Source organism: Luteibacter sp. W1I16 (assembly GCF_050434905.1).
In the GTDB taxonomy this organism is placed as follows: domain Bacteria; phylum Pseudomonadota; class Gammaproteobacteria; order Xanthomonadales; family Rhodanobacteraceae; genus Luteibacter.
On the sequence record NZ_JBNDJJ010000001.1, the window covers coordinates 1320051 to 1343438 of the forward strand.

At 59.8% G+C, this 23388-nt stretch carries 16 protein-coding genes and 1 pseudogene; 6 read left to right on the forward strand and 11 right to left on the reverse strand.

The window, feature by feature from the left end:
- Nucleotides 1–15 precede the first annotated feature (15 nt).
- The 7 genes from QFZ41_RS05960 to QFZ41_RS05990 all read right to left on the reverse strand — a co-directional run bounded on the left by QFZ41_RS05960 (nt 16) and on the right by QFZ41_RS05990 (nt 11990).
- On the reverse strand, nt 16–867 hold the full coding sequence (locus tag QFZ41_RS05960; RefSeq protein WP_429197907.1) for a class I SAM-dependent methyltransferase: 852 nt from the start codon (nt 865–867) through the stop codon (nt 16–18).
- Between the two features lie 52 nt (nt 868–919).
- Entirely contained in the window at nt 920–2110 is a 1191-nt protein-coding gene (locus QFZ41_RS05965) for an acyltransferase family protein (protein ID WP_429197908.1), read from the reverse strand.
- Between the two features lie 51 nt (nt 2111–2161).
- The gene (locus tag QFZ41_RS05970) at nt 2162–3079 is read right to left on the reverse strand and encodes an NAD-dependent epimerase/dehydratase family protein (protein WP_429197909.1); all 918 of its coding nucleotides are present in this window, start codon (nt 3077–3079) and stop codon (nt 2162–2164) included.
- A 96-nt stretch (nt 3080–3175) separates the two neighbouring features.
- Nucleotides 3176–8617, reverse strand: coding sequence for a glycoside hydrolase family 99-like domain-containing protein (locus QFZ41_RS05975; protein WP_429197910.1), 5442 nt, complete (start codon nt 8615–8617; stop codon nt 3176–3178).
- Between the two features lie 11 nt (nt 8618–8628).
- Nucleotides 8629–9951 (reverse strand): ABC transporter ATP-binding protein, encoded by a 1323-nt coding sequence (locus QFZ41_RS05980; RefSeq protein WP_429200193.1) that lies wholly within the window; start codon nt 9949–9951, stop codon nt 8629–8631.
- Complete coding sequence (locus tag QFZ41_RS05985) at nt 9941–10792, reverse strand: ABC transporter permease (protein WP_429197911.1); 852 nt, start codon at nt 10790–10792, stop codon at nt 9941–9943. The genes QFZ41_RS05980 and QFZ41_RS05985 overlap by 11 nt, the downstream gene beginning before the upstream one ends.
- Nucleotides 10793–10826: 34 nt before the next feature.
- Nucleotides 10827–11990 (reverse strand): trans-sulfuration enzyme family protein, encoded by a 1164-nt coding sequence (locus QFZ41_RS05990; RefSeq protein WP_429197912.1) that lies wholly within the window; start codon nt 11988–11990, stop codon nt 10827–10829.
- Nucleotides 11991–12182: 192 nt separating this feature from the next.
- Here QFZ41_RS05990 and rfbB point away from each other — a divergent pair, with 192 nt between their 5' ends.
- From rfbB to QFZ41_RS06015, 5 genes are read left to right on the forward strand one after another with little or no spacing between them, the layout of a single operon-like run.
- Nucleotides 12183–13232, forward strand: a complete 1050-nt coding sequence (gene rfbB, locus QFZ41_RS05995; protein ID WP_429197913.1) for a dTDP-glucose 4,6-dehydratase — start codon at nt 12183–12185, stop codon at nt 13230–13232.
- Nucleotides 13229–14113: a glucose-1-phosphate thymidylyltransferase RfbA gene (gene rfbA / locus QFZ41_RS06000; protein WP_429197914.1), complete on the forward strand. Its 885-nt coding sequence runs from the start codon at nt 13229–13231 to the stop codon at nt 14111–14113. Before rfbB ends, rfbA begins: the two co-directional genes overlap by 4 nt.
- A complete protein-coding gene (rfbC, locus tag QFZ41_RS06005) occupies nt 14110–14667 on the forward strand; it encodes a dTDP-4-dehydrorhamnose 3,5-epimerase (protein ID WP_429197915.1) in 558 nt (185 codons plus the stop codon). The genes rfbA and rfbC overlap by 4 nt, the downstream gene beginning before the upstream one ends.
- The gene (rfbD, locus tag QFZ41_RS06010; protein ID WP_429197916.1) at nt 14664–15587 is read left to right on the forward strand and encodes a dTDP-4-dehydrorhamnose reductase; all 924 of its coding nucleotides are present in this window, start codon (nt 14664–14666) and stop codon (nt 15585–15587) included. Before rfbC ends, rfbD begins: the two co-directional genes overlap by 4 nt.
- Nucleotides 15588–15594: 7 nt before the next feature.
- Nucleotides 15595–17010: a mannose-1-phosphate guanylyltransferase/mannose-6-phosphate isomerase gene (locus QFZ41_RS06015; RefSeq protein WP_429197917.1), complete on the forward strand. Its 1416-nt coding sequence runs from the start codon at nt 15595–15597 to the stop codon at nt 17008–17010.
- On the opposite strand, the gene QFZ41_RS06020 is transcribed toward QFZ41_RS06015, so the two are convergent.
- Together QFZ41_RS06020 and QFZ41_RS06025 are read right to left on the reverse strand one after the other, a co-directional pair.
- Nucleotides 17007–18350 carry a phosphomannomutase gene (locus QFZ41_RS06020; protein ID WP_429197918.1) on the reverse strand — a complete coding sequence of 448 codons (1344 nt, stop codon included), beginning with the start codon at nt 18348–18350 and terminating at the stop codon, nt 17007–17009. The genes QFZ41_RS06015 and QFZ41_RS06020 overlap by 4 nt on opposite strands.
- Before the next feature lie 53 nt (nt 18351–18403).
- The gene (locus tag QFZ41_RS06025) at nt 18404–20005 is read right to left on the reverse strand and encodes a hypothetical protein (RefSeq protein ID WP_429197919.1); all 1602 of its coding nucleotides are present in this window, start codon (nt 20003–20005) and stop codon (nt 18404–18406) included.
- Between the two features lie 94 nt (nt 20006–20099).
- Here QFZ41_RS06025 and QFZ41_RS06030 point away from each other — a divergent pair, with 94 nt between their 5' ends.
- The gene (locus QFZ41_RS06030; protein ID WP_429197920.1) at nt 20100–21065 is read left to right on the forward strand and encodes a glycosyltransferase family 2 protein; all 966 of its coding nucleotides are present in this window, start codon (nt 20100–20102) and stop codon (nt 21063–21065) included.
- 26 nt (nt 21066–21091) lie between these two features.
- On the opposite strand, the pseudogene QFZ41_RS06035 reads toward QFZ41_RS06030, so the two are convergent.
- Nucleotides 21092–21562 (reverse strand): annotated as a pseudogene (locus tag QFZ41_RS06035) (acyltransferase); the annotation flags it as partial.
- Nucleotides 21559–23388: a glutamine--fructose-6-phosphate transaminase (isomerizing) gene (gene glmS, locus QFZ41_RS06040; protein WP_429197921.1), complete on the reverse strand. Its 1830-nt coding sequence runs from the start codon at nt 23386–23388 to the stop codon at nt 21559–21561. The gene glmS and the pseudogene QFZ41_RS06035, both read right to left, overlap by 4 nt.

The following is a 23388-nucleotide window of genomic DNA, read 5'->3' on the forward strand; positions in this document are numbered from 1 at the left end:
GAATTGCAACGATTTTCATTGATGTCGCTTGCGGAGCAAAAAGAATCGCTGGTCGTAACGCGCGCCATCGAAGGACTCTGCTACGACATCAAAGGTGTCGCTGAATGTCTTTCGAATGTAGGCAGATGGAATAAACGTTTCGCCATAAAATGTCTCATTACGGACGCCGCCCCCGCTGACCCCTTGCGATGTCGCGTGCACGAATTCCCCGCCCTCATAGCGACGCCGTGCATCTGCAAGGTCAGGAAACAGACTACCTAAGGCGGCGGTATAACCCGAGACGGCATCACCTTGCTCTTGCGCCCAGCTCAGATAATTGAAGAACGTAGCGTCACGCGTCGTGAAAGCTACGCAGCCCCCTGGCTTCAGAATTCGGCTGAATTCTGCGAACCATGCCTTAGTTGAGCTCTCCGATAGGTGAGAAAACACAGAGTAGGCACTTATGAGATCGAACGTACCGCCTTCAAACGAACTGGGCGGAAACGGCTCGCATACTTTGAAGTTTCCGCCTGGGAACAGTGCTTGAGTAAGTCTGACAAATTCCGGATCAACGTCTATTCCATAAATATTCGCCGCGCGCACGCGCTCAAGGAACAAACGGGCCACCCTTCCCCAACCCACGCCGAAGTCGAGAACGCGCGAATTGGCATCCAGGGTACGAACGCGGCCCTTCTTCATCCCCGCAATGATGTCGTCGTAGAACGAAAAGGCTTGTTCTACAGTATCTCGACCGGCGATGCCCGTCGTGTTCCGCTGCGTGACCTCGTCAGGGAATCCTGGAAGCGGATCTCCAAGTGGAGAGATCCGATTAGTCTCCACCAAGCTCGCCATTACGCTGTCAAACCACTTCCTGCTCTTGAACCACATAAATCCTCCGTAGTGGACTGCGGGAACGCGCGCGTTGCATCGCGAAGTCGGATCATGATCGATGTGTCAGCCCAGCGCCGGCTCCAGAAGACACGCCTCGCCTGCTGGCGTACGTATAGATTCGTCTTCCCGCCTTAACGAACGGCTCTTCGACCAATTTGTAGGTCACGAACGATAAACCAGAAACGATAAGCAGGGTCACCGCGAAGCAGACAAGAAGCGCAGCCGTCGCGGTAGGAACCCCTGCATAAATCTTTGCGTAGTACGGCGCCATGAAGTAGACGACGGTCGGGTGCAGCAGATAGAGCGAATAGCTGACCTTCCCAAGGAAAACCGTCAGGCGGTTGACTAGAAGAGCCCACGGCCAGAAGCACAGCCCGCACATCGCCAGCGAGTAAACAACGCCCTGCCAGTAATACTGCGCGCCGAATACATTGGGCAACCAGCCACTAAGTAGCGCCATGTAAAGGTAGATGGCCGCCAGGACTAGCATGAGCCCTACCGAAGCCCCGTGCGCACCGCGCCGACCGTCGAGGATTCTGTCCTTCAGTAGAAAATAACAGATGCCACCAAATGCAAAGATGGGTAGGTGGCGCAACACGAACCACTGCCGGACAGACTCGCGCATCGCGTTTTCGACGGGCAGGTAGTCGAGGACGTAGTTGAACACGTGCCAGACCAAAAGCGCGATCACAAAGAAGGCGACGGCACCGTACACCGAATTGACGCGCTTGTAGACCAGCGGGAAGATGGCATAGAACAGCATCTCTACACCAATGGTCCAACCGGCCCAGACAAAGCTTTCCTGTCTACCTGGAACAAGGTTGTACACGAAGGTCATCATCCCTGCCGTTTCCGACAACGAATGATCAACTCCAAATACAGCATGATCGCGCCATAGCGTCAGCAAGAGGACGACGTAGAACAATGGCGCGATGCGAAAGAAGCGGTGCAGATAAAAGCTGAAACGCGGGCTCGGCTCCCTCAGGCGAGCCGGCATCGTGTAGAAAAGGGAAAAGGTGCTGACGACGAAGAACAGGGTGACGCCTGAGCCACCATTTCCCGCAAGTGCCGCGAACCACGGTGGCAGCGCCAGATGAGGTGTCGGCAACAGCACCATGTGATACAGGATCACGTATACAGCCGCCAAGCCGCGTAATGCGTCCAGAAACTCAAGCCTGGCGCGCGGCTTTGCCATCCGTTCAGTCGACGTTGGATCCGCGGCTGCGGTTACGACTTCCATTGATTTTCCCCTTGTACACTGCGCCCCGACAGGGTGGGCTGCTCGATCGTTTCAGGAATGATGTTGCTTGACCCATTGCCAAGCGCGGTCCAGACCCTCATCCAGTCCGACACTTGGAGTCCATCCAAAGGCGTGCTTTGCACGAGTGATGTCGAGAACGACCCGACCCACATCAAAGCTGCGCCCGTCCATTCGACGAATCGTGGGCTCCAAGCCGGTAACGCGTCGGAGCTCCGATATGATCTCATTGACCGTGCAACCTGTCCCGCTACCCACGTTGAATATACCGGTTCTGGGTTGCTCTATAGCCAAGCGGATGAGATCTACCAGGTCGTCGATGTAGAGATAGTCCCTGACGACCTCACCGTCTCCCCAGACCGGAAGCTCGCTCCCCTCCGCAAGCTTGCCGAGGAAAGAGCCGATCAAGCCCTGGAGCCCTGACGTCACCTGTCCAGGCCCATAGGGATTGGACGGTCGCAAGATAACTGGCTCCAGATCGTAGAGGGCCTGATACATGAGAAGATATTTCTCTATGGCAACCTTCACCACGCCATAGGATGAAATCGGCCTAAGTTCATGCTCTTCTGGAATGGGTACGACCTTTGGATTGCCGTATACCGTACCGCCTGACGAAAGATAGACGATGCGCCGGACGTTGGAAGCGCGCATCGCGTCTAGAACATTAATCGCGCCAATCAGGTTCTGCTCGATGTCACGAACAGGGTCCAAATTGGACGTACTGGGCACCGTACTGCTCGCGCAGTGACATATGACATCGACACCCTCGAACACCGACGTCAGCGCGAATCGGTCTGAGAGCGATATGCGAAGGTAGTCTACATTGCGCCAGTTGAGGTCATGCCGCGGCTCGCCATGGTCGACCACACGTACGGAATGGCCCGTATCGCGCAACTTCATAACAAGGCGCGAACCGATGAAACCATTACCTCCAATGACCAATATCTTCACGCTCTCCCCTCGATCACATGTTCCACTGAGTATAGAAGCGGGTGCCTTCGGCTCAAGGCCCCGGCCCGCCTCTATTTGATCCATTGCTCTGTGAGCTTAGGGTCGATAACCGGCCGCTTCTTTCAACCGATCCAGTGAAGGCACCTCGGGAGTAGCCAATCCAAGCTGCACGAACAAACGTTCAGAGTAACTCCAGGCCCGGACCGCCACCTCGTCGGGAACAACGGATACCTGCCTAGCCAGTTGCTGGACACGAAGAACTTCCAGCAGATGCGGCATGTGCCTGGATCCGATGGTGACACTGGACGAGTGGCGCCGGTGTTGGTTCAGGGGCTCCGCGATATAGGCAACCTGCCCTTTGGCAGCAAGCAATATGTATGCGACCCAGTCGCCCGCAATACGGAAGGACTGAATCACCGGCGCAGCCTCTCGAAGCACATCGCGCAACTGCGGAGCCCGAAAGACAACGGCACTGACATTTGGGATGGTGTTCTTTATGGCCAACGCGTTGTGGATTTCGTCCTCGCCCGCGCGAATGTAATCGCCACGCCAGAGCACGGAATCTACGTCATCCGTATAGGCAAGATAATTGTCGGCGAGCAATTGTCCACTGTCACCGATTTGCTTGGATTGTGCATAGGAGAAGACAACATCCGGGTACTTCTGGAGCGGCGAAAGAACCTTCTCCAGGAATGACGGCTCGCTGGAGTCGTCGGCCTCCGCAATCCAAATCAGATCACCTCTAGCTAGCCCGACGCCCTTTTCCCATTGCTTGAAAACCGACCCGCTATTGACCGCGTTCTCGACCAACGAGAAGTCGGTACGCAGGATGGAACGCAACTCGGTCAATACCGCCAAGCTATCGTCCGTCGAATGATCGTCGAGCACGATCAATTCGTAAACGGGCACGGTCTGCGCATCGATAGAACGCAAGCGGTCGCCCAAAAGATGGGCGTAATTGTAGTTCGGCACGATTACCGACACCTTGGCTTGCGGAAGGCCGACTGCGTCAAGCAAGGCGAACAGGTAATGACGGAACGAGAATTCCTTTTCAACGAGATCCTGCCCAATCCGCCCCATCTCGGCGCGCAAGTCGCGGTCATCCAGAAGCTCGATGATGCCAGACGCAAGCGCCCCCGGGCTTACATCGTTCACCATCACTCCGCAGCCGCGTGTCAATATGTCGCTCGCACCGCCTGCGCCTGAGAACGCTACGACCGGAAGCCCGACAGAAAGGGCCTCCAATACAACCGACGGGAACGGATCTTCGCGCGATGCGAGCGCGTAGACATCGGCCCCCGCATAGTAATCCGCGGTCTCGAAGTCCATTCCGACAAAATGGAAGTTCTTTTCAAACCCCCGATCCTTAATTTCAGTGCTCAGCTCAGCGACGATCGACTCGCAGACGTGGCCCACCCATACGAAATGTGTGTCCCGCCCACGTCCGAGAATCTCCAGTCCAGCACGAACCAGAAGATCAACGCCTTTCCGAAGGTCGGCGTAACCGACGGCAAGCACAACCTCAGCATCCGTCGGGAGCCCCAGCTTATTTCGCAGCGTGCTTCGTGGCGTGCTGCGGTCCGACACGCCGCGCCAGCGATTTCGGGTGAAGGTACCTTGTGGCCGAATCTCGACTGACGTCTCGCTCAAGGACGCAAAGTTAGCAAAGCCGTCTCGAACGATAGTGGAGGGGAACAGCAGACGCCGTGACGACTTTGCCATGGTGCGTGCGTGCTCTTGCAATTCGTATTCACTGATGACACCCGGCAGCTCATGCACGAGCGAGGCTACCCCAAACCCTGCTGCAGAGAGCACTCCAGAGAACAGCCCGGACGCGGCGGAATTCACGATGGCATGGCGCGACGTGGCCGCCAAACGTTCGGCCAACTCAAGCGCCTCAGCGCCGTTTTGCGACACGCCGGAGAGAACATGCACGTCGGCGACTTCGCGAAACTTCGAAAGCAGCGGCCCATCGCCCAGAACGACGATATCGACCTGGAGGCCGAAAACCTCGCTGAGATCCCGCGCGATATGCAGGGACAGATATTGTGCACCGTGCGGGTGAGCGTCGTGCGAGACGATGACGATTCGCTCAGCATCGCTTCGCTTCGAACACGCACCACGCGTGGTCGACAGAAACGAGTAACCGTGCCCGGCATCGCCTGTCCCGCTCCTCTCCAAGAGCGCCTCACGCGTCGCCGCCAGAAACGAGTAACCGAACCTAGCATCAGGTTCAAGGTGCGCGCCCTCAGCCCATTCGTTCCAGGCGTTGACGAACACCATCCTCTCGCCCTCTATGGGGTTGCTGCGTGCGAACTCCAGGCTCTGACGAAGCCATCCGCGATAGCGCTCCGGGGTGGCGCCGTGAAACATGTATCCACGCCCCGGCTTGCGCGCCTCATTATCCCACGACGGAAAGACACCCCTGATGAGGTTGAATCCCTCGTTCCTCACCTGGGACGCGCGATCAACGATGGCCTGATAGTCCACGACGGCCCCGGAAAAATCCGGATTCAATCCCTCGACTAGGTGATTGATGGCCTCAAGGTTCCGCGCCAACTTATGCGGCGGGAATTCTATGGCGGCGTCAAAGCCATAGATTCGCGGATCGTCCACGTCAAATTGGACCATGGCCATGAAGATTTCGCCGACGCCTGCATCACGGCAATACGTCCGCCATCTTTCGAGAGTTGCCGCGGCGTCGGGCAAAACGGATGGGCGATAGACGATAACGAGTGGCTTTCCGTTGACCCGGATATAGCGAGGGTCCCGCACAAGGGGGGCGAGCGCTTCGATGAACGCAAGATCATCTTCGGGGGAATGGCTTTGACCGATGAGAACTTCCCCATCCAGGCCGTCCCAACGCCGAGTCCAATTCTCGTTTGCCCAGCAGATACAGAACGGAAACTGGATGTCGCTCTGGACAAACTGATTAATCGGGCGTTCCAAAAGGCGCTTGCCGCCAAACCAGTAGTAATGAAAGCAGAAGCCGGCGATGCCATACAACTTCGCCAGTTCGACTTGGCGCGCCATGACATCGACGATGCGCAAGTCATAAAAGCCTAGCTCGCCCGGAAGCTGGGGTTGATGGTGGCCCGGATACTGCGGTTTGGCCTTGGCGACGTTGGTCCACTCAGTGAAACCTCGCCCCCACCACCTGTCGTTTTCCGGAATGGGGTGAAATTGAGGCAGATAAAACGCTATCAGCCTGACATCAATCTCATCGCTCACCATAGGCGTCGTAGCGATATCAACGTAATCGTTGAAAGGCACGACCGTTGATGCGATTTGCGAATTACCCCACGCATCCGTTTGGACATGAGGAACGTCGGCGGACCCAGCCCGCATCGTCGGACGAAGGACACCCTCGACCGCCGCCTTGATTCGACGCTTGACGCCCACGCTCAGTGGAAGGCGCCGATAGAGAAAGCGCGCGCCGCGCCCTGCGACCGATCGGGCAGAGCCGTTAGTCGCCGTGCGTCGAATAACTCTGAGTGGCGCCATAAGCCGCCAGCTCTTCGACGACAGGACCGCCGACAGCTTTTGATTGACTTCAGCGTTTGCAAGCTGCAGGGACGCTAAACGCTCCTCGTAGCTCGCGAGCTGATTGAGAAGATCACTTTCGCGTTGCACCAACTGGGCTTCGCGCTGCCCCCGTCTCTCCAACTCTACCAACCTATCGGCAAGCACAGCCTTGGTGGATGCAAGTTCGGCACCCACACGCTCCTGCTCCCGACAGTGTTCCGCGTACTTCATCTCGAAGTCGGCACGCTCCTCCGTCATGCTCTGTAGCCGAGCGGCAGTGGCACGATCCTGGTCTGCCGCCCCCATGATCAGCGATGTGACGTCGGGCAGTATAGGAACCTGGAAGGTGGCGAACTGGGCGACACTGAAGTCGTCGCTCGTTCCATAGGCGAGCTTGCGAAGCAGACCATCCATTTCCACGTAGCGCTCAAGATCGGCCGTAGAAAGGTTCATTTGACACGCACGGAGGACGTCCTCCAAAACATAACGGATAAACACGTGTCGCTCGTCCGCGGGGCGACCGACCGCGCTGACCGATACCATCGCTACCGTAATGGCGCGATAGGCCAGGTAGCCAAACTCAACCCCCGCATGCCAACGCCATTCAAGGTCAATGAACTTCAGTTCACCTGAAGGCATCCGCATGAGGTTGCGAGGAAGAGCGTCGATCGTCCAACCGGCGAGGGACGAATACAAGTCTTTGGGCACATCTTCGCCCTGCTCCCGAAGAGCCGAATGCAATGCTTCCTGCCACTCTCTAAACCACGCAACCACGTCGGCGATTTGCCAGCCGGGCGCTGCGACGATACGTTCAAAGTGATCGGCGTGGTTCGAGCCGACGATGTAGTCTTCATCACGCAGATCGAGCGAAATGGGTCGCGATTCATACGCATGGAAATCACCGGCAAGCAAGGCCTTGCGCACCGTTATGCGGCCAACTTCGGGAACGAACGAAATCTGCTTGCAGTACGCCGCCAGTCGCTCGGTTGCAAAGTGATGCGCAATGGGACCGTTTGTAGCCCAGGAGGCCGGCTCGCGCCCCTTCCGGGCAACCAGGAGGAATGAGTTTGCAAGATCCGGAAGAAGTTCGTTTCGACCAACCACCCCCCATGCCTGACCAAGGGAAAAGAGAGGGGCGTGAATCAACTGCGCATCGGCCTTGACGCTTTGTCGCGCAAATGCCGATGCGTCAAATTCTGGGTAGCTCCCGTCACACGCTCTCGGTAAAAGTACTGACGTAGGCAACTTGTAGTCAGGGAATGGGAGGGCCACTTCGACAGACTCGAAGCCGGCATCCCGCAGCATGGACGTCAGCTCCACCCTCCCATAGGTCGTCGCTGTGCCCTTGGTGTACAAATCGTTGACGCCAAACATCGCCTGCGCCAAATGATCCTCAGGCATTCCAGCCAGGTATTTGAGCCCGAGCTGGTTCTCGATGGCAACCACAAGATGTCCGCCGTCTTCCAGACACTCATAGGCCTTCTTCAGCCACGCCCTGGCCGGATCTTCTGCCTTTCCATAAATCGAGGCGTACTCAAGCACGCCGATGAGCGTGACCGTGTTGAATTTTGAATCAACGGAAAAGTCATCGAAGACTTCGTTAATGACATTGACATTCGGAAGATCGCGGCAACGTGAAGCGGCAATGGCCGCTCGGCGCGCGCTCCCCTCTACACCGAGAACATCGCCGCCCAACTCGCCAAGGAATCGCGAAATGGCTCCGCAGCCAGAACCGATCTCCAGGACGCTTCCCGAAAGAATGTCGCTTATCGGGCGAAGAAGGTTGGCTCGCGTCGCGCTGAGATGATATCGAGCCGCCCAATCCGTTTGGGCCGACTTAAGCTCAGGCGAGAAAAGCGACACATCGTCCGCGCGAGAGATGATCGAGTAGATGCGATTCTCGGTATCGTCCCCATCCGAATAGCCGAACTCTGGCGCCTGTCCTTTCGGCAGCCAGAGCTTGTCGTGAACGTCGTATTGTGCCGCCAGGGAGGTCCTGATCTGTTCTTTCATATTCATATTCTTCAATTGGCGGGCATGCGCATCTGGAGCTCTAGGTTACTGAAGCCCACAAAGGACGATCCCAACACGTGCAGATGGATGGCGTCGTAGCGACGATCGTGCGGAATCACCTCGGAGCCGTCCCGACTGGCCACGCCAAGCGAGATGAAGTAATCGCCTGCTCCCATGGAGCAGTTAAAGTCGAGGTCTACACGCGCCGTAGTACCCGCTTCGCCAAGCTGGGGAAATTCCGTCACGTCAAGCATCTCAGAATTCGTGGCGTAAACGGTCACTCCTTCCTTGTTCTTGACGGCTATACCGAGTATGGGCCGATGAACCGTGCGTACAAACTGAATGGCCAACGCAAGCCTGATCGTTTCGCCGGTCGGAACGGACGTAGGATTCTGTACCCCCCCTGCTTGCAGGGAAAAATCGCGGAGGAGCGCGCGTCGATCACCCCAGCGATATTCGTGACTGTTGTAATTAGGCCGCATGGAAAACGGGTCGCTATGGCTCGGATCGCTGTCGTCGAGGAGATCCTGGCCTACGTGCTCGTCGGAATCGTTCATCGACAGGGCGTCGCCTTCCAGCGCTGGATTATCGACACCGAACAGCAGGTCGAGATACTGATTCACCACCACTTTGGGCTCCCCGTCAGCGACAACGACGCCTCCATCCAGAAGCACCGCGCGATCGCAGTGCGTGACTATCTGCTCGGTCGAATGCGACACGAACAGGATCGTCGTGCCTGCATCACGAAGATTCTTCAAGCGCGCAAAGCATTTCGCCTGGAACTTGGCGTCGCCAACAGCCAGTGCTTCATCGACGATCAAGATATCCGGCTTGACGTTGCTCGCCACTGCGAAGGCCAGACGCACGTACATGCCACTCGAATACGTCTTTACCGGCTGATCGATAAAGTCTCCGATGCCTGCAAACGCAAGGATATCCTCGTAACGTGCATCGATTTCATCGCGTGAGAGCCCCAGAAGGCTGCCATTGAGGTAGACGTTTTCTCTGCCAGTGAATTCGGGATTGAAGCCCGCTCCGAGCTCAAGGAGCGCGGCGACCCGGCCATTCACCTCGACCATGCCGGATGACGGGGACAGGGTTCCGCAGATGATCTGCAACAGCGTGGACTTGCCGGAACCGTTCCGACCGATGATGCCTACCGTTTCCCCTCGGCCCACGTCGAAACTCACTCCTCGCAATGCGTGAAATTCTCTAAACCATCGCCCCTTACTGCCTTTCGGACTGAGCATCTGCATGAGGCGGTGATGTGGCTTCTCGTAGATCGGGAATGCCTTTGCAACGCCAGCCACCGAGATCGCCTTGTCAGAGCACATCGGCAAAGCCTCGCTGCGTGGATACAAACCAACCGTATCCGACATACATCACCACGAGCGCGACGAGTCCGTAGATCCCCAGACCCTGCCAGTCTGGCATGCGGCCCCATAGGCACACTTCGCGTGCCTGATCAATGATGAACGTCAAGGGGTTCAACTTGAACCAGAATCGATACTGCTCAGGTATCGACGCGAGCGGAATCATTGCCGACGACATGAACAGAAGAGCCGTCGACAGCACACCCGTTATCTGTCCGATATCACGGAGATAGACACCCAGTGCCGCGAGACCCCACGAAATGCCCAGCGAAAGCATGGCCAATGGAAGGATCACGATCGGAAACAGCACCATCGTCCAGGCAACGCTCCCTTCCAGCAACGCACGCAGCACCATGAAGACCAGCGCGTTCATGAAGGCATGAAACAAGGCCGATAGGAGCATTGGCCAGGGAAGTATTTCCAGGGGAAAGATGACTTTTTTGACGAAGTTAGGCTGAGACACGACGAGGCCGGGCGCTCGGCTCAGGCACTCGGCCAATATGCCGTGCACGATCAGTCCGACGAAAAGAATAATGGAGAAGTGAGTCTCTCCACCCTCGACCTGCGGCCACTTGTTCTTCATGACAAAGCCGAAGGCGAGTGTATAGACACCGAGGATCAGAAATGGGCTGATCAGCGCCCACAGGAGCCCAAAACTCGCACCACGATACCGACCCAGCACGTCGCGCTTGCTGAGCTCCCAGACCAGGCTCCTATGCCAAAGAAGGGCCGAGAACGGCCCTATCAGCCGCCTGAACCAGGAAGGATTCCCCGTCGATGTAGATGTTGATAAGCCAGTCATGTGAACCGTACTGAGAAAAAAAGGGACGTCCGTGTTAGCGCAATGCCAAAGCGAGTTCGGCGCGCAGGTCTTCGACGTCTTCGACGCCCACAGATAAGCGGATCAGCCCGTCCGTAATGCCCAGACGCTTTCGGTTCGCGGCGGGAACAGACGCATGCGTCATGATGGCGGGATGCTCGATCAAGCTCTCGACACCGCCAAGCGATTCCGCCAGTGCGAAGAGCTCACAACGTTCGAGTATTTTCCTGGCTCGTGAAAGGCCGCCCTTGACCTCTACTGAGATAATTCCACCGTAGCCATCCATTTGACGACGGGCCAACGCATGTTGCGGATGACTCTTCAGGCCCGGGTAAATGACGCGGCTCACCGTCGAATGCCGTTCAAGCCAGTGGGCAAGATCCATGGCGCTCTGGCAATGCTGGCGCATGCGGAGATGCAGCGTCTTCACACCACGCATCGCGAGAAATGCATCGAAGGGACCTGCAATCGCGCCCACGGAGTTTTGCAGGAATGCCATCTGCTCGGCGACCTCGGCATGAGCCGCGACCACCATGCCACCGACCATGTCCGAGTGGCCATTCAGGTATTTCGTGGCCGAATGCAGCACCATGTCGGCGCCCCATTCAATGGGACGCTGAAGCATGGGCGAGCAAAACGTATTGTCGACGACCAGAAGGAGGCCATGCTTCTTGGCGAACGCCGCGACCTTGCGTAGATCGACGAGCTTCAGCATCGGATTCGTCGGTGTTTCGACCCAGATCATGCGGGTCGTCGGCTTCAAGGCGGCCTTGAGCGCCGCAGGGTTATTGAGATCGACAAAGTCGAACGCGAGCCCTGCGCTTCGCTTCCTCACCCGCTCAAACAACCGGTATGAACCGCCGTACAGATCGTCCATGGCGATGACATGGCTGCCCGAGTCGAGCAAGTCGAGGACAGTGGCGGCTGCGGCCAGCCCTGAAGCGAATGCGAATCCCGCTACGCCACCCTCGAGATCGGCGACGCAACGCTCGTACGCCATCCGCGTCGGATTCTGGCTACGGGAATACTCGTAACCCTGATGTTTGCCCGGGCTTGACTGTACGTAAGTGGACGTCGCATAGATCGGCGTCATGATGGCGCCGGTGCTCGGATCAGGAGATTGGCCCGCGTGGATAGCACGAGTACCCAATCCGCGGACGTCGGATGTCTTGGAGGTCATTGATTTTCCTGGGAATTGCGCCCGATATTCAGCTTGAATTTACATTCAATCTAGCCGGACCATCTGGACATATTACACTTGGCGACCCGCCAGATAGGCGCTGGCGCCGCCAGCCGACGTCAAACGGCGGCAGTAATACGGGCGCTACGCTGAACCGGGCCACCGCTGGCGGTCCGATAGGAAGAGGACAGTATGAAAACATTACTAGTTACGGGCGGCGCTGGGTTCATTGGCGCGAACTTCGTCCTGAAGGCCGTGGCCGCCGGTAACCGTGTCGTCAACCTGGACAAGTTGACCTACGCGGGAAACCTACAGACGCTCGCCGCGCTCGAAGATACCCCCCTGCACACGTTCGTCAAGGGTGACATCGGCGACCGTGAGCTCATCAAGACTCTGCTTTCCGAGCATCGACCAGATGCCGTGGTGAACTTTGCGGCTGAAAGCCACGTCGACCGCTCGATCGACGGTCCAGCGGCGTTTATCGAGACCAATGTCGTCGGCACCCTCGGCCTGCTCGAAGCCACGCGCGACTACTGGCGTGGTCTGGAAGGCGACGCGGTGGAATCGTTCCGCTTCCTGCACGTTTCCACGGACGAGGTCTACGGGTCACTCGGAGACGAGGGGTATTTCACGGAGACGACGCCCTACGCGCCGAATTCACCCTACTCCGCGTCGAAGGCCGCCTCGGATCACCTTGTCCGTGCCTTCCACCATACCTATGGGCTCCCCGTACTGACCACTAACTGCTCGAACAACTATGGTCCGTACCAATTTCCGGAAAAGCTCATCCCACTGGTCATTCAAAAGGCTCTAGCCGGAGAGTCGCTCCCGATCTACGGCGACGGCATGAACGTCCGCGACTGGCTCTTTGTGGAAGACCACTGCAATGCCATTCACCGGGTGCTCGAGGCCGGCCGCGTCGGTGAAACCTACAACGTGGGCGGTAATTCCGAACGGGCGAACGTCGTCGTCGTCAAGACTATCTGCGCCATCCTTGACGACGTTGCGCCGCTCGCGAGCGGCCAGCCGCACGAAAGCCTGATCACCTTCGTTCGCGATCGCCCCGGCCATGATCGTCGTTATGCGATCGACGCGAGCAAGCTCAAGAATGAGCTGGGCTGGACCCCAGCGCATACCTTTGAAACGGGCATCCGCGAGACGGTCCAGTGGTATCTGGAAAACAAACCCTGGGTACAGGGCATCCTCGACGGCAGCTACAAACTGGAGCGACTCGGCGCATGACGACCAAGGGCATCATCCTCGCGGGCGGGTCCGGCACCCGGCTCTATCCCATCACGCACGCGGTAAGCAAGCAGCTCTTGCCCGTGTATGACAAGCCGATGATCTATTACCCGCTGGCGACCCTCATGCTGGCAGGTATTCGTGATGTCTTGGTCATCAACACCCCGCATGAGCAGGCCCTGTTCCAGCGCCTGCTCGGTGATGGCAGCCAGTGGGGCATCAACATCACCTATGCCGTGCAGCCCTCTCCCGATGGCCTCGCCCAGGCTTTCATCATCGGCAAGGATTTCATTGGCAAGGACCCGAGCTGTCTCGTGCTGGGCGATAATATCTTCTACGGTGTGGGCCTGACCGAACGCATGAAGCGTGCTGCAACCCGGAGTAACGGCGCCACCGTGTTCGGCTACTTTGTAAAGGATCCGGAGCGCTACGGTGTGGCGGAGTTCGATGCCAGTGGCAAAGTCGTCGGCCTTGAAGAAAAACCGACTAACCCAAAGTCGAACTATGCCGTTACCGGTCTTTACTTCTATGACAACCGGGTCGTCGATTACGCGGCCGACCTGAAGCCGTCTGCACGTGGTGAGCTTGAGATCACCGATCTCAACCGCTGTTATCTGAATGACCATTCGCTACATCTCGAGCAACTGGGTCGTGGATACGCGTGGCTTGATACCGGAACGCACGAATCGCTGATGGAAGCCGGCGAGTACATCCAGACTATCGAAAACCGCCAGGGTCTGAAGGTCTGCTGCCCTGAGGAAATCGCCTACGTCAACAAATGGATCGATGCCGAGCAACTCCTGCGCCTTGCCGAACCGCTGGCCAAGACCGGTTACGGCCAATACCTCCAGAACCTGATCAACCAGGGCTACGTCGGATGAAGTTCATCGAGACCAACTTGCCCGGATGCGTAGTGATCGAGCCGCAGGTTTTCGGTGATTCCCGGGGCTTTTTCTACGAGAGTTACAACGAGGCGAAATTCCGCGGTGCGGGCATAGATCGCAAGTTTGTCCAGTCCAATGTCTCCCGCTCTGCGCGCGGCGTGCTTCGGGGCCTGCACTACCAGTGGCCCAATCCCCAGGGGAAGCTGGTCAGCGTACTCGAGGGAGAGGTCTACGACGTCGCTGTCGATATTCGGCGTGGCTCTCCCACGTTTGGCCAGTGGGCAGGCGTGATGTTGACTGCGGAGAACCATCGGCACTTCTGGATACCGGAGGGCTTCGCCCATGGCTTCTGCGTCGTGTCCGAACACGCGACGTTCTCATATCAATGCACCGACCTCTACGACGCCAAGGCTGACGGCGGCGTGCGCTGGGACGACCCCGCCATTGGTATCGACTGGCCAGTGTCGTCGCCCTTGTTGTCTGACAAGGATGCGAAAGCCCCGCTTCTGGCCGAGGTTCCCGCAGGCAGGCTCCCGGAGTACCTGGCGTGAGAATCCTGTTGCTGGGCGCCCAGGGCCAGCTTGGGCAGACGTTCATTGCCCAGGGCGGTCTCGCCGCTCGCGGTGAATTGATCGCCGCGTCCCGCGATGGGAACGTTCCCGCAGGTACCAGGGGCTTGCGGGCCGACATCGCCAACGAGAGCGCATTGCGAGCCGTCCTGGACGATGTAAACCCGGATCTCATCGTCAATGCGGCGGCGTATACGGCCGTGGACAAGGCGGAGACGGACGAAGCGACTGCTACGGCCGTCAACGGACATGCCCCCGGTATCCTGGGTCACTGGGCTGCGACGAGGGGTGCGGGAGTGATCCACTACTCCACGGACTATGTCTTCCCCGGGGACGCTCGAACGCCATACGTCCCCGATGCGGCCACCGGCCCGCAAGGCGCCTACGGTCGAAGCAAGCTCGCCGGCGAACTGGCGCTCCGTGCGAGCGGCGCGGACCACCTGATCCTGCGCACCGCATGGGTGTATTCGACGGTGGGGCACAACTTTCTGAAGACCATGTTGCGTCTCGGCCACGACCGCGATGAACTCAAAGTGGTTGCCGACCAACGCGGAACACCGACAACGACCACCCTTATCGTCGAAGGGAGCATCGTCGCCATCGATCGGTTTGTCGGGGAGTCCAACCGCTCTGCGCTCACGGGCACCTACCATCTGACCGCCAGCGGCGAGACGACGTGGCACGGCTTTGCCGAAGCGATATTCGACGAAGCCGTTACTGCCGGAGTCCTTGCGCGGCGGCCTGTGGTTCATCCCATTGGCTCGAGCGACTTCCCCACGCCTGCGCGCCGTCCTGCCTACTCGGTGCTAGACAACCGAAGCTTTGCGGAGACCTTCCGTCATGCCCTACCGGTTTGGCACGACGGCCTGCACGATATCGTCCACTCGCTCGCATCGCAGTGAGGCAACCATGCTGATCCCCCTCATCCTCAGTGGCGGTAGTGGCACGCGCCTCTGGCCGATTTCGCGTCGCAACCTGCCTAAACAATTCCTCTCCCTTGCCGGGAAGGAAACGCTGTTTCAGCAGACCATCCAGCGCGCTCGCGGTCTTCCCGACGTCGCCGCACCCATCGTCGTTGCAAGCGACGATCAGCGCTTCCTTGCGGCGGAGCAGTTGCAGGAACTTGGCGTGGAGGGAGCCAGCATCCTCCTCGAGCCGACAGCCAGGAACACGGCGCCGGCGATAGCGGTGGGCGCCATGCAGGCCATCCAGAAGGATCCGGACGCCCTGATCCTCGTACTTCCCGCGGATCATCTGATAGGCGACAGCGCCTCTTTCGCGGCCGCTGTTGCCCGGGCCCGTCCACTGGCCGAACAGGGTTGGCTCGTTACTTTCGGCATTCGTCCTGATCGTGCCGAAACGGGGTTCGGGTATATCCGTCGCGGCGAGGCACTTGAAGGCGACACCTTCCGGGTCAGCCAGTTCGTTGAGAAGCCAAAACAGGAGATCGCGGATCAGTATCTCGCCAGCGGCGAATACGACTGGAACTCCGGCATGTTCCTTTTCCGCGCATCTCGTTACCTCGAAGAATTGAACCAGTTCGCGCCGGCCATGCGGCAGGCCGTGGAAACCGCTTTCGGCAAAGCGAACAAGGATCTCGATTTCATCAGGCTTGACCACGAAGCATTCGCTGCCGCGCCTGGCGATTCCATAGACTATGCAGTCATGGAAAAGACGACGCGGGCTGCTGTGGTTCCCGTCACCTGTGGCTGGAGTGACATCGGTTCGTGGGACGCTCTCTGGCTTGCCGCAGAGAAAGACGCCAACGGCAATCATCTCGAAGGTGACGTCATCGCCCTCGACACACGCGGCTCCCTGGTCAGGTCCCACGACCGTCATCTGGTGGCCACGATAGGGCTCGATGATGTCGTGGTCGTCACGACGCCCGACGCCACGTTGGTCGCCCGCCGCGACGCGTCGCAGGACGTCAAGAAGGTCGTCGAACAACTGAAGGCCGCAGGCCGCACCGAACACGACCTCCATCGCGTCGTCCACAGGCCCTGGGGCAGCTACGACTCACTGGAATCCGGCGATCGGTTCCAGGTAAAGCGCATCGTCGTCAAGCCAGGCGCCGCGCTCAGCCTGCAGATGCACCACCACCGGGCGGAGCACTGGATCGTCGTTAAAGGCGTGGCCGAAGTCACGTGCGATGACAACGTCTTCCTGCTTTCGGAAAACCAGAGCACCTACCTGCCACTGGGCAGCAAGCACCGCCTTCGCAACCCGGGGAAGCTTCCGGTCGAACTGATCGAAGTGCAGTCGGGAAGCTACCTCGGGGAAGACGACATCGTTCGCTTCGACGACGTGTACGGCAGGGCGGGCTAATCCTGGATCAGCCGGGAAAGCTCGGCCGTCCGCACCGCCATGAGTGTGGAATCGCCTCGCGATTCCACATTGAGGCGCAGCAACGACTCCGTGTTCGACGAGCGTAGATTGAAGCGCCACGCTCCAAAATCGGCGCTGGTGCCGTCAATGTATTCCAGCGAAGGCGCATCTTTCTCGTAATACGCGAGGACGCGCGCGACTGCCGCCTTCGCATCGTCCACGACGAAATTGATTTCGCCGCTGCAGGGATAGGCGGCCATGCGTTCAGCCAGCATGTCCGCAAGACTCGTACCCACCCGCGACAATAGCTCTGCGACGAGCAGCCAGGGAATCATCCCCGAATCGCAATAGGCGAACTCGCGGAAGTAGTGGTGCGCGCTCATCTCACCACCGTAGATCGCGTCCTCAGCGCGCATCCGCTCCTTGATGAACGCGTGGCCCGTCTTGCTTTCGATGGCTACGCCACCTGCCCGTTTCACCATGTCGATCGTGTTCCACGTCAGCCGAGGATCATGGATGATCTTCGCACCCGGATGCTTCTCCAGGATCTGCGCCGCCAGCAAGCCGACGATGTAATAGCCCTCGATGAACTCACCGCGCGCATCGAACAGGAAGCAGCGATCGAAATCGCCGTCCCAGGCGATGCCGAAGTCAGCTCCATGTTCGCGTACGGCATCGGCCGTGGCCGAACGGTTCTCTGGCAGCAGTGGGTTAGGAATACCATTGGGAAAGCTGCCGTCGGGCTCGTGATTGACGCGCACGAACCGCAGCGGAAGGTGCGCCTCGAGCAGGTCGACGATCCTTCCTGCGCCACCGTTGCCAGCGTTCACCACCACCTTCAGGGGCTTGAACGTCGCAGGATCGATATAACCCAACAAGTGCCGGATATAGGCACTCTTGTCGTGATCATGGACAACGCCGCCGCGCACGGCGGACGGTTCGCCAAAGGCGTTTTCTTCCACCAAGCGCTCGATATCACGCAGCCCCGTATCCCCACTAATAGGCCGCGCGCCCTCGCGCACCAGTTTCATCCCGTTATAGTCGATGGGATTGTGGCTCGCGGTAACCATGATCCCGCCGGCGACCTCGCGATGGAAGGTCTGGAAGTAAACCTCTTCCGTGCCGCACAGCCCGATGTCGACCACGTCGCGACCTTCGTCAGTGAGCCCCCGGACTATGGCCTCCGCGAGACCGGGACTGTCACGCCTGATGTCGAAGCCAACGACGACGGCACCCTCGCCCACCGTACGCGCGAAAGCACGACCGAGTCGGTATGCGATGTCTTCGTTCAGCTCATCGGGTACACGGCCGCGGATGTCGTAGGCTTTGAAACACTTCATGAGCGTGGTTCCGGCAAGTCAGCGTTCTATTGTCGCCGTACGGGCCCCGCCCCTCAAGGCCGAGGGCCCTCGCCAAGGCTACCGAGCAGCCAATGGAATACCGGCTCGCCCTCCCGGGAAAGGAACGTACGAGGTTCCGCGGAGGGTACGCCGCTGACCTGCAAGACCCGCCGATAGCGATCCTCATCGCCTGCGTTCCAGTAAACGAGCCGAAATTCGGTGATGCCGTCGTTCTTGAGCTGGTCGATCGTCCGAGGCTCGACGTCCACGCGGTAGGTAACCCGGTTCCCCGTGAGGAAAGCGAACGAGGTGAAGAATCCCCAATCAGGGAACAGGTAGGCGACGTTCTTCGGTACGCCGCGCGCCTCGACGGCCAGCGTCGTCAACGCGTCGCTGCTGTGCCCCCGGCCTCCCGTCTTGACCAGCCATTCGTGAAAGCGAGCCTGCTGGAACAAGTTGCCGCCGACTGCCACGGTCGCCAGCACCACGAGAAGGGCGGTACGCACGCGGGGGAACGGTTGGCGAACCATCGCAAGGATCTGGGTCATCAGCAACGCGGGCAAAAGGTAGACGAACGGCAGCAGCACGCTGAAGTGGTGGGCCCAGAGCCGATGACCGAACAGGGAAGCGACCGCGACAAACGAGATCGGCATGAATGTCGGCAAGATCGCGATTGCTAAGCGCGGCTGACGTCCGACCACATGAAAGATGCCGAGTACGATCAGGCCCAGGATACTGCAAGCAAGCCACCATATCTTGCTTGCACCCCATGGATTGGATATCGCCTGGCCGAAGATCATGCCCTCGTTGGCGGCATCGCTCGTCGCCAAACCGACCATGTTCCATGCGTAAGCGAAGTTGCCCCCCGAAGCCCCACTGGCGTCGAAGGGTTTCAGTTGACCCAGCATCCCGCGCACGAACTCGAGCGTCGGCTCCAGGCCGTGTTTCTTCGCCAGCAGCGACAGGAAGCCGAGCAGGAAGGGGCTTACGCCCAAGGCGGCACCCGCTACCCAGCGCCCCCAGTCACGGCGCGGAACCCAGCATGCAACCAGCACGGCCATGGCGGGTGCGAAGAACGACAGGACGAAGTAACCATAACTGGCGAGGCCGAAACACACGCCGGACCAGAAAACCCTGCGTCGCACGATCCGGGATCCGGCCTCGGCGGGAAGTGCAAGCAGTATCGACAGGATGAACCACGCCGCGCCACCCAGCACGATGTAGAACTGCGTACGGAACGACGCGGTGAACGCGAGTTCCGTCGCGAGACCGACGCAGACGGCAACGGCCAGCCCGCGCGACCCCGTGAGCCGGCGGGTCAGGTGGTACAGCGCGAGGAGCAGGATAACGCCGAACACCGCCTGTTCGAGGCGCAGGGACGTGACGCTGAAGCCGGCTACAGCGAAAAAGGGCAGACCCAGGTAGGCGTTCTGCAACCCGTGGTAGAAGCTGCCGAGGATGGGGAAAATCTTCGACGGTATGCCCGCCCCCGGGTTATGCCCGCGATGCAGCCATTGCGCCGCGAGGAAGTCGGGGTTCGCCGCGTCCATGTAGATGCCGGGGAGGTCCGCATGGAAAAGGACGAGGCCCAGGAACATCGCCAGGGGCAGCAGCCAAGCCAGGCGCGACGTCCATGCTTCCTTCCAGTGAACCAAGGCGATCCCCTCTTTGGCACGCCCCGGTGGCGGCGCCGGCGATTATACAATCGCCGGATTGAAGCGCCCCGATCCTCCGAAGGACGAACGTCACATGCAGACAGATACTCCGGGCCACGGCCAGGAAGTCGCCGTACTGATCCCCTGCTTCAACGAGGCATTGGCGATCGCCAGGGTGATCCGGGACTTCCGCACCGCGCTACCGCATGCCCGCATCCACGTGTTCGACAATGCCTCCACGGACCGCACGGTCGATGTCGCCAGGGAGGCTGGGGCGATCGTGCGCACGGTGGGCCTCCGCGGCAAGGGCAACGTGGTGCGGCGCATGTTCGCGGACGTGGATGCCGACCTCTATGTCCTGGTCGACGGGGACGCGACCTATGACGCTTCCAGTGCGCCAGCGATGATCGAACGACTGCTGCACGACGGGGCTGACATGGTGGTCGGCGCTCGTAAGGACGACAACCTCGCGGGGGCTTACCGTAGCGGGCACCGGTTCGGCAACCGGCTGCTTACCGGCTGCGTAGCCATGATCTTCGGCGGCACATTCACGGATATGTTATCCGGCTACCGGGTATTCACTCGCCGCTACGTGAAATCCTTCCCCGCCCTGTCCGCCGGCTTCGAGACGGAAACGGAACTGACCGTGCATGCGCTGGAACTGCGCATGCCGTGGAGTGAAGTGGACACGCCCTACTCGACCCGGCAAGAAGGCTCGGAGAGCAAGCTTTCGACTTACAAGGACGGTCTGCGCATCCTGCGGATGATCCTGCGCCTGTTCGTCGCGGAGCGCCCCCTTCATTTCTTCGGGCTCGTCGGCGCGCTGTCGCTTGCCGTCGGCATCGCCATCGCCGTACCGTTGCTCACGACGTACCTTGCCACCCATGAAGTGCCACGGCTTCCCACGGCGCTGCTGTCCACGGGCCTGGCGCTCGTGGCGGCGATCGCGCTGGTGTGTGGCCTGGTCATGGACGCCGTCACCCGCGGGCGAAGGGAAATGAAGCGCCTGTTCTACCTGGGCATCCCCGGCCCCACGAAGCCTGACGACATCAGGCCCTAGACGGCGTCACCGCCATGGGACGGCGCGTCGTCCACATAACCGATCACGCGCGCGGGATTTCCGACCACAATCGCCCTTTCAGGCACGTCGTGCGTAACCACCGCCCCAGCGCCGATCATCGCCCTGGGGCCAATCTCAAGACCAGGCAGGATCGTGGCGCCTCCGCCTATCGATGCACCGGACCGGACCACCGTCTGCTGAAACGGCTGGCTGTACTCCCGCGACCGCGGAAACCGGTCATTCGTAAACGTCACATTCGGCCCGACAAAAACATCATCCTCAAGCCGCAACCCATCCCACAACTGCACCCCACTCTTCACCGTCACCCGATCGCCGACGACCACGTCATTCTCGATAAAACAATGCGAGCAGATATTGCAGTCGTCACCGATGGCCGCGCCCGGCAGGATCACGACGAACTGCCACACTCGCGTCCGCTCGCCGATGCGCAACGACTGCACATCGGCCAGGGCATGGATGTACGGCTGGTCGCTCATTCCACCGTCACCGACTTGGCCAGGTTCCGCGGTTGATCCACATCGGTCCCGCGCTGCACCGCCACGTGGTACGCCAGCAGCTGCATCGGCACGGTAAACACCGCCGGGGCGATCAGGTCGCCGCCGCCGTCCACACGCACGGTGGCGATATGGTCGGAGTCCGTGTCCATCTCGGCACGTTCATCGGCGAACACGATCAGCTCGCCGCCACGCGCCCGGACTTCCTGCAGGTTGGACTTCAACTTATCCAGCAGCGGACCGTTCGGCGCCACGGCGACGATCGGCATGTTCTCGTCCACGAGCGCCAGCGGGCCATGCTTCAACTCGCCCGCCGGGTAGGCCTCAGCGTGGATATAGGAGATCTCCTTGAGCTTCAGCGAGCCTTCCAGGGCCACCGGATACTGCGCGCCCCGCCCCAGAAACAGCGCGTGCTGCTTGTTGATGAAGTGGTCGGCGATCTTCAGGACCTCGGGCTCGGTCTTCAGCGCGTTCTCGATGTAGCGCGGCAACGACTGTAGCTCCTTGCAGTGGTCGAGATAGCGCGCGCCGTCCAGGCCACGGCGGCGGCCGAGATCCAGCGCCAGCAGCGCGAAGGCGGCCAGCTGGGTCGTGAAGGCCTTGGTCGAAGCGACACCGATCTCCGGACCCGCCCGCGTCATCAGCCGCAGGTCGGATTCGCGGACTACCGAGGACTCCGGCACATTGCAAATGGCGAAGGTGGCGAGGTAGCCACGGCGGCGCGATTCACGCATGGCAGCCAGGGTGTCGGCGGTTTCGCCCGACTGCGACACGGCCACGAACAAAGTGTTGTCCGGCACCACCACGTCGCGGTAGCGGTATTCGCTGGCCACTTCGACCACGACCGGAATACGTGCCAGTTCTTCGATCCAGTATTTGGCGACCATGCCAGCGTGGTAGCTGGTGCCGCAGGCGACGATGTGGATGCCGCGGGTCTTGTCGAGGATGGGGTCGGCGTCGATGCCGAAGATGTTCGGCAGCACGCCATGCGGACCGATGCGTCCTTCCAGCGTGTCGGCGACGGCGCGCGGCTGCTCGAAAATTTCCTTCTGCATGTAGTGGCGGTATTCACCACGCTCGACGGAGTCGGCACTGATCTCGCTTTCATGCGCGGTGCGGTCCACCGGGTGGCCATCGAGGTTGAATACCTCGACGGTGTCACGGGTGATCTCGACGACGTCGTCCTCTTCGAGGTACATCATCCGGTTGGTGACCTTGATCAACGCCTGCGCGTCGGAACCCAGGAAATGCTCGCCGATGCCGATGCCGACCAACAAGGGACAGCCACGGCGTGCGCCGACGATACGCTCCGGCTCGTCCAGGCTCATGACGGCGATGGCGTAGGCGCCTTCCAGTTCGCGCACGGCGGCGGTCACCGCCTCACGCAGCCCCTTGCCCGCCTGCACGTGCTCGTCGATCACCGCGCCCATCACCTCGGTGTCGGTTTCCGAGTGGAAGGTGCGGCCCTTGGATTTCAGCGACTCGCGCAGCGAGGCGTAGTTCTCGATGATGCCGTTGTGCACGATCGCGATGCGACCCTGCACATGCGGATGCGCGTTCTTCTCGCTCGGCACGCCATGCGTCGCCCAGCGCGTGTGGGCGATACCGGTGCTACCCGGCACCGGATCGGCGTCGTAGAGCGCTTCCATTTCGCGGACCTTGCCCTTCGCACGGACACGGCGAATCTCGCCGCCATCGGCGATGGCCATGCCCGCGGAATCGTAGCCACGGTATTCCAGGGCCTTCAGCCCGGCGATGAGAATGGGCGCGATATCACGCTGCGCGACTGCGGCGACGATTCCACACAT

Coding starts and splice junctions, on each gene's coding strand:
- QFZ41_RS05960 (WP_429197907.1), bottom strand. CDS start 867: ATGTGGTTCAAGAGCAGGAAGTGGTTTGACAGCGTAATGGCGAGCTTG.
- QFZ41_RS05965 (WP_429197908.1), bottom strand. CDS start 2,110: ATGGAAGTCGTAACCGCAGCCGCGGATCCAACGTCGACTGAACGGATG.
- QFZ41_RS05975 (WP_429197910.1), bottom strand. CDS start 8,617: ATGAAAGAACAGATCAGGACCTCCCTGGCGGCACAATACGACGTTCAC.
- QFZ41_RS05980 (WP_429200193.1), bottom strand. CDS start 9,951: ATGTGCTCTGACAAGGCGATCTCGGTGGCTGGCGTTGCAAAGGCATTC.
- QFZ41_RS05985 (WP_429197911.1), bottom strand. CDS start 10,792: ATGACTGGCTTATCAACATCTACATCGACGGGGAATCCTTCCTGGTTC.
- QFZ41_RS05990 (WP_429197912.1), bottom strand. CDS start 11,990: ATGACCTCCAAGACATCCGACGTCCGCGGATTGGGTACTCGTGCTATC.
- rfbB (WP_429197913.1), top strand. CDS start 12,183: ATGAAAACATTACTAGTTACGGGCGGCGCTGGGTTCATTGGCGCGAAC.
- rfbA (WP_429197914.1), top strand. CDS start 13,229: ATGACGACCAAGGGCATCATCCTCGCGGGCGGGTCCGGCACCCGGCTC.
- rfbC (WP_429197915.1), top strand. CDS start 14,110: ATGAAGTTCATCGAGACCAACTTGCCCGGATGCGTAGTGATCGAGCCG.
- QFZ41_RS06015 (WP_429197917.1), top strand. CDS start 15,595: ATGCTGATCCCCCTCATCCTCAGTGGCGGTAGTGGCACGCGCCTCTGG.
- QFZ41_RS06020 (WP_429197918.1), bottom strand. CDS start 18,350: ATGAAGTGTTTCAAAGCCTACGACATCCGCGGCCGTGTACCCGATGAG.
- QFZ41_RS06030 (WP_429197920.1), top strand. CDS start 20,100: ATGCAGACAGATACTCCGGGCCACGGCCAGGAAGTCGCCGTACTGATC.
- glmS (WP_429197921.1), bottom strand. CDS start 23,388: ATGTGTGGAATCGTCGCCGCAGTCGCGCAGCGTGATATCGCGCCCATT.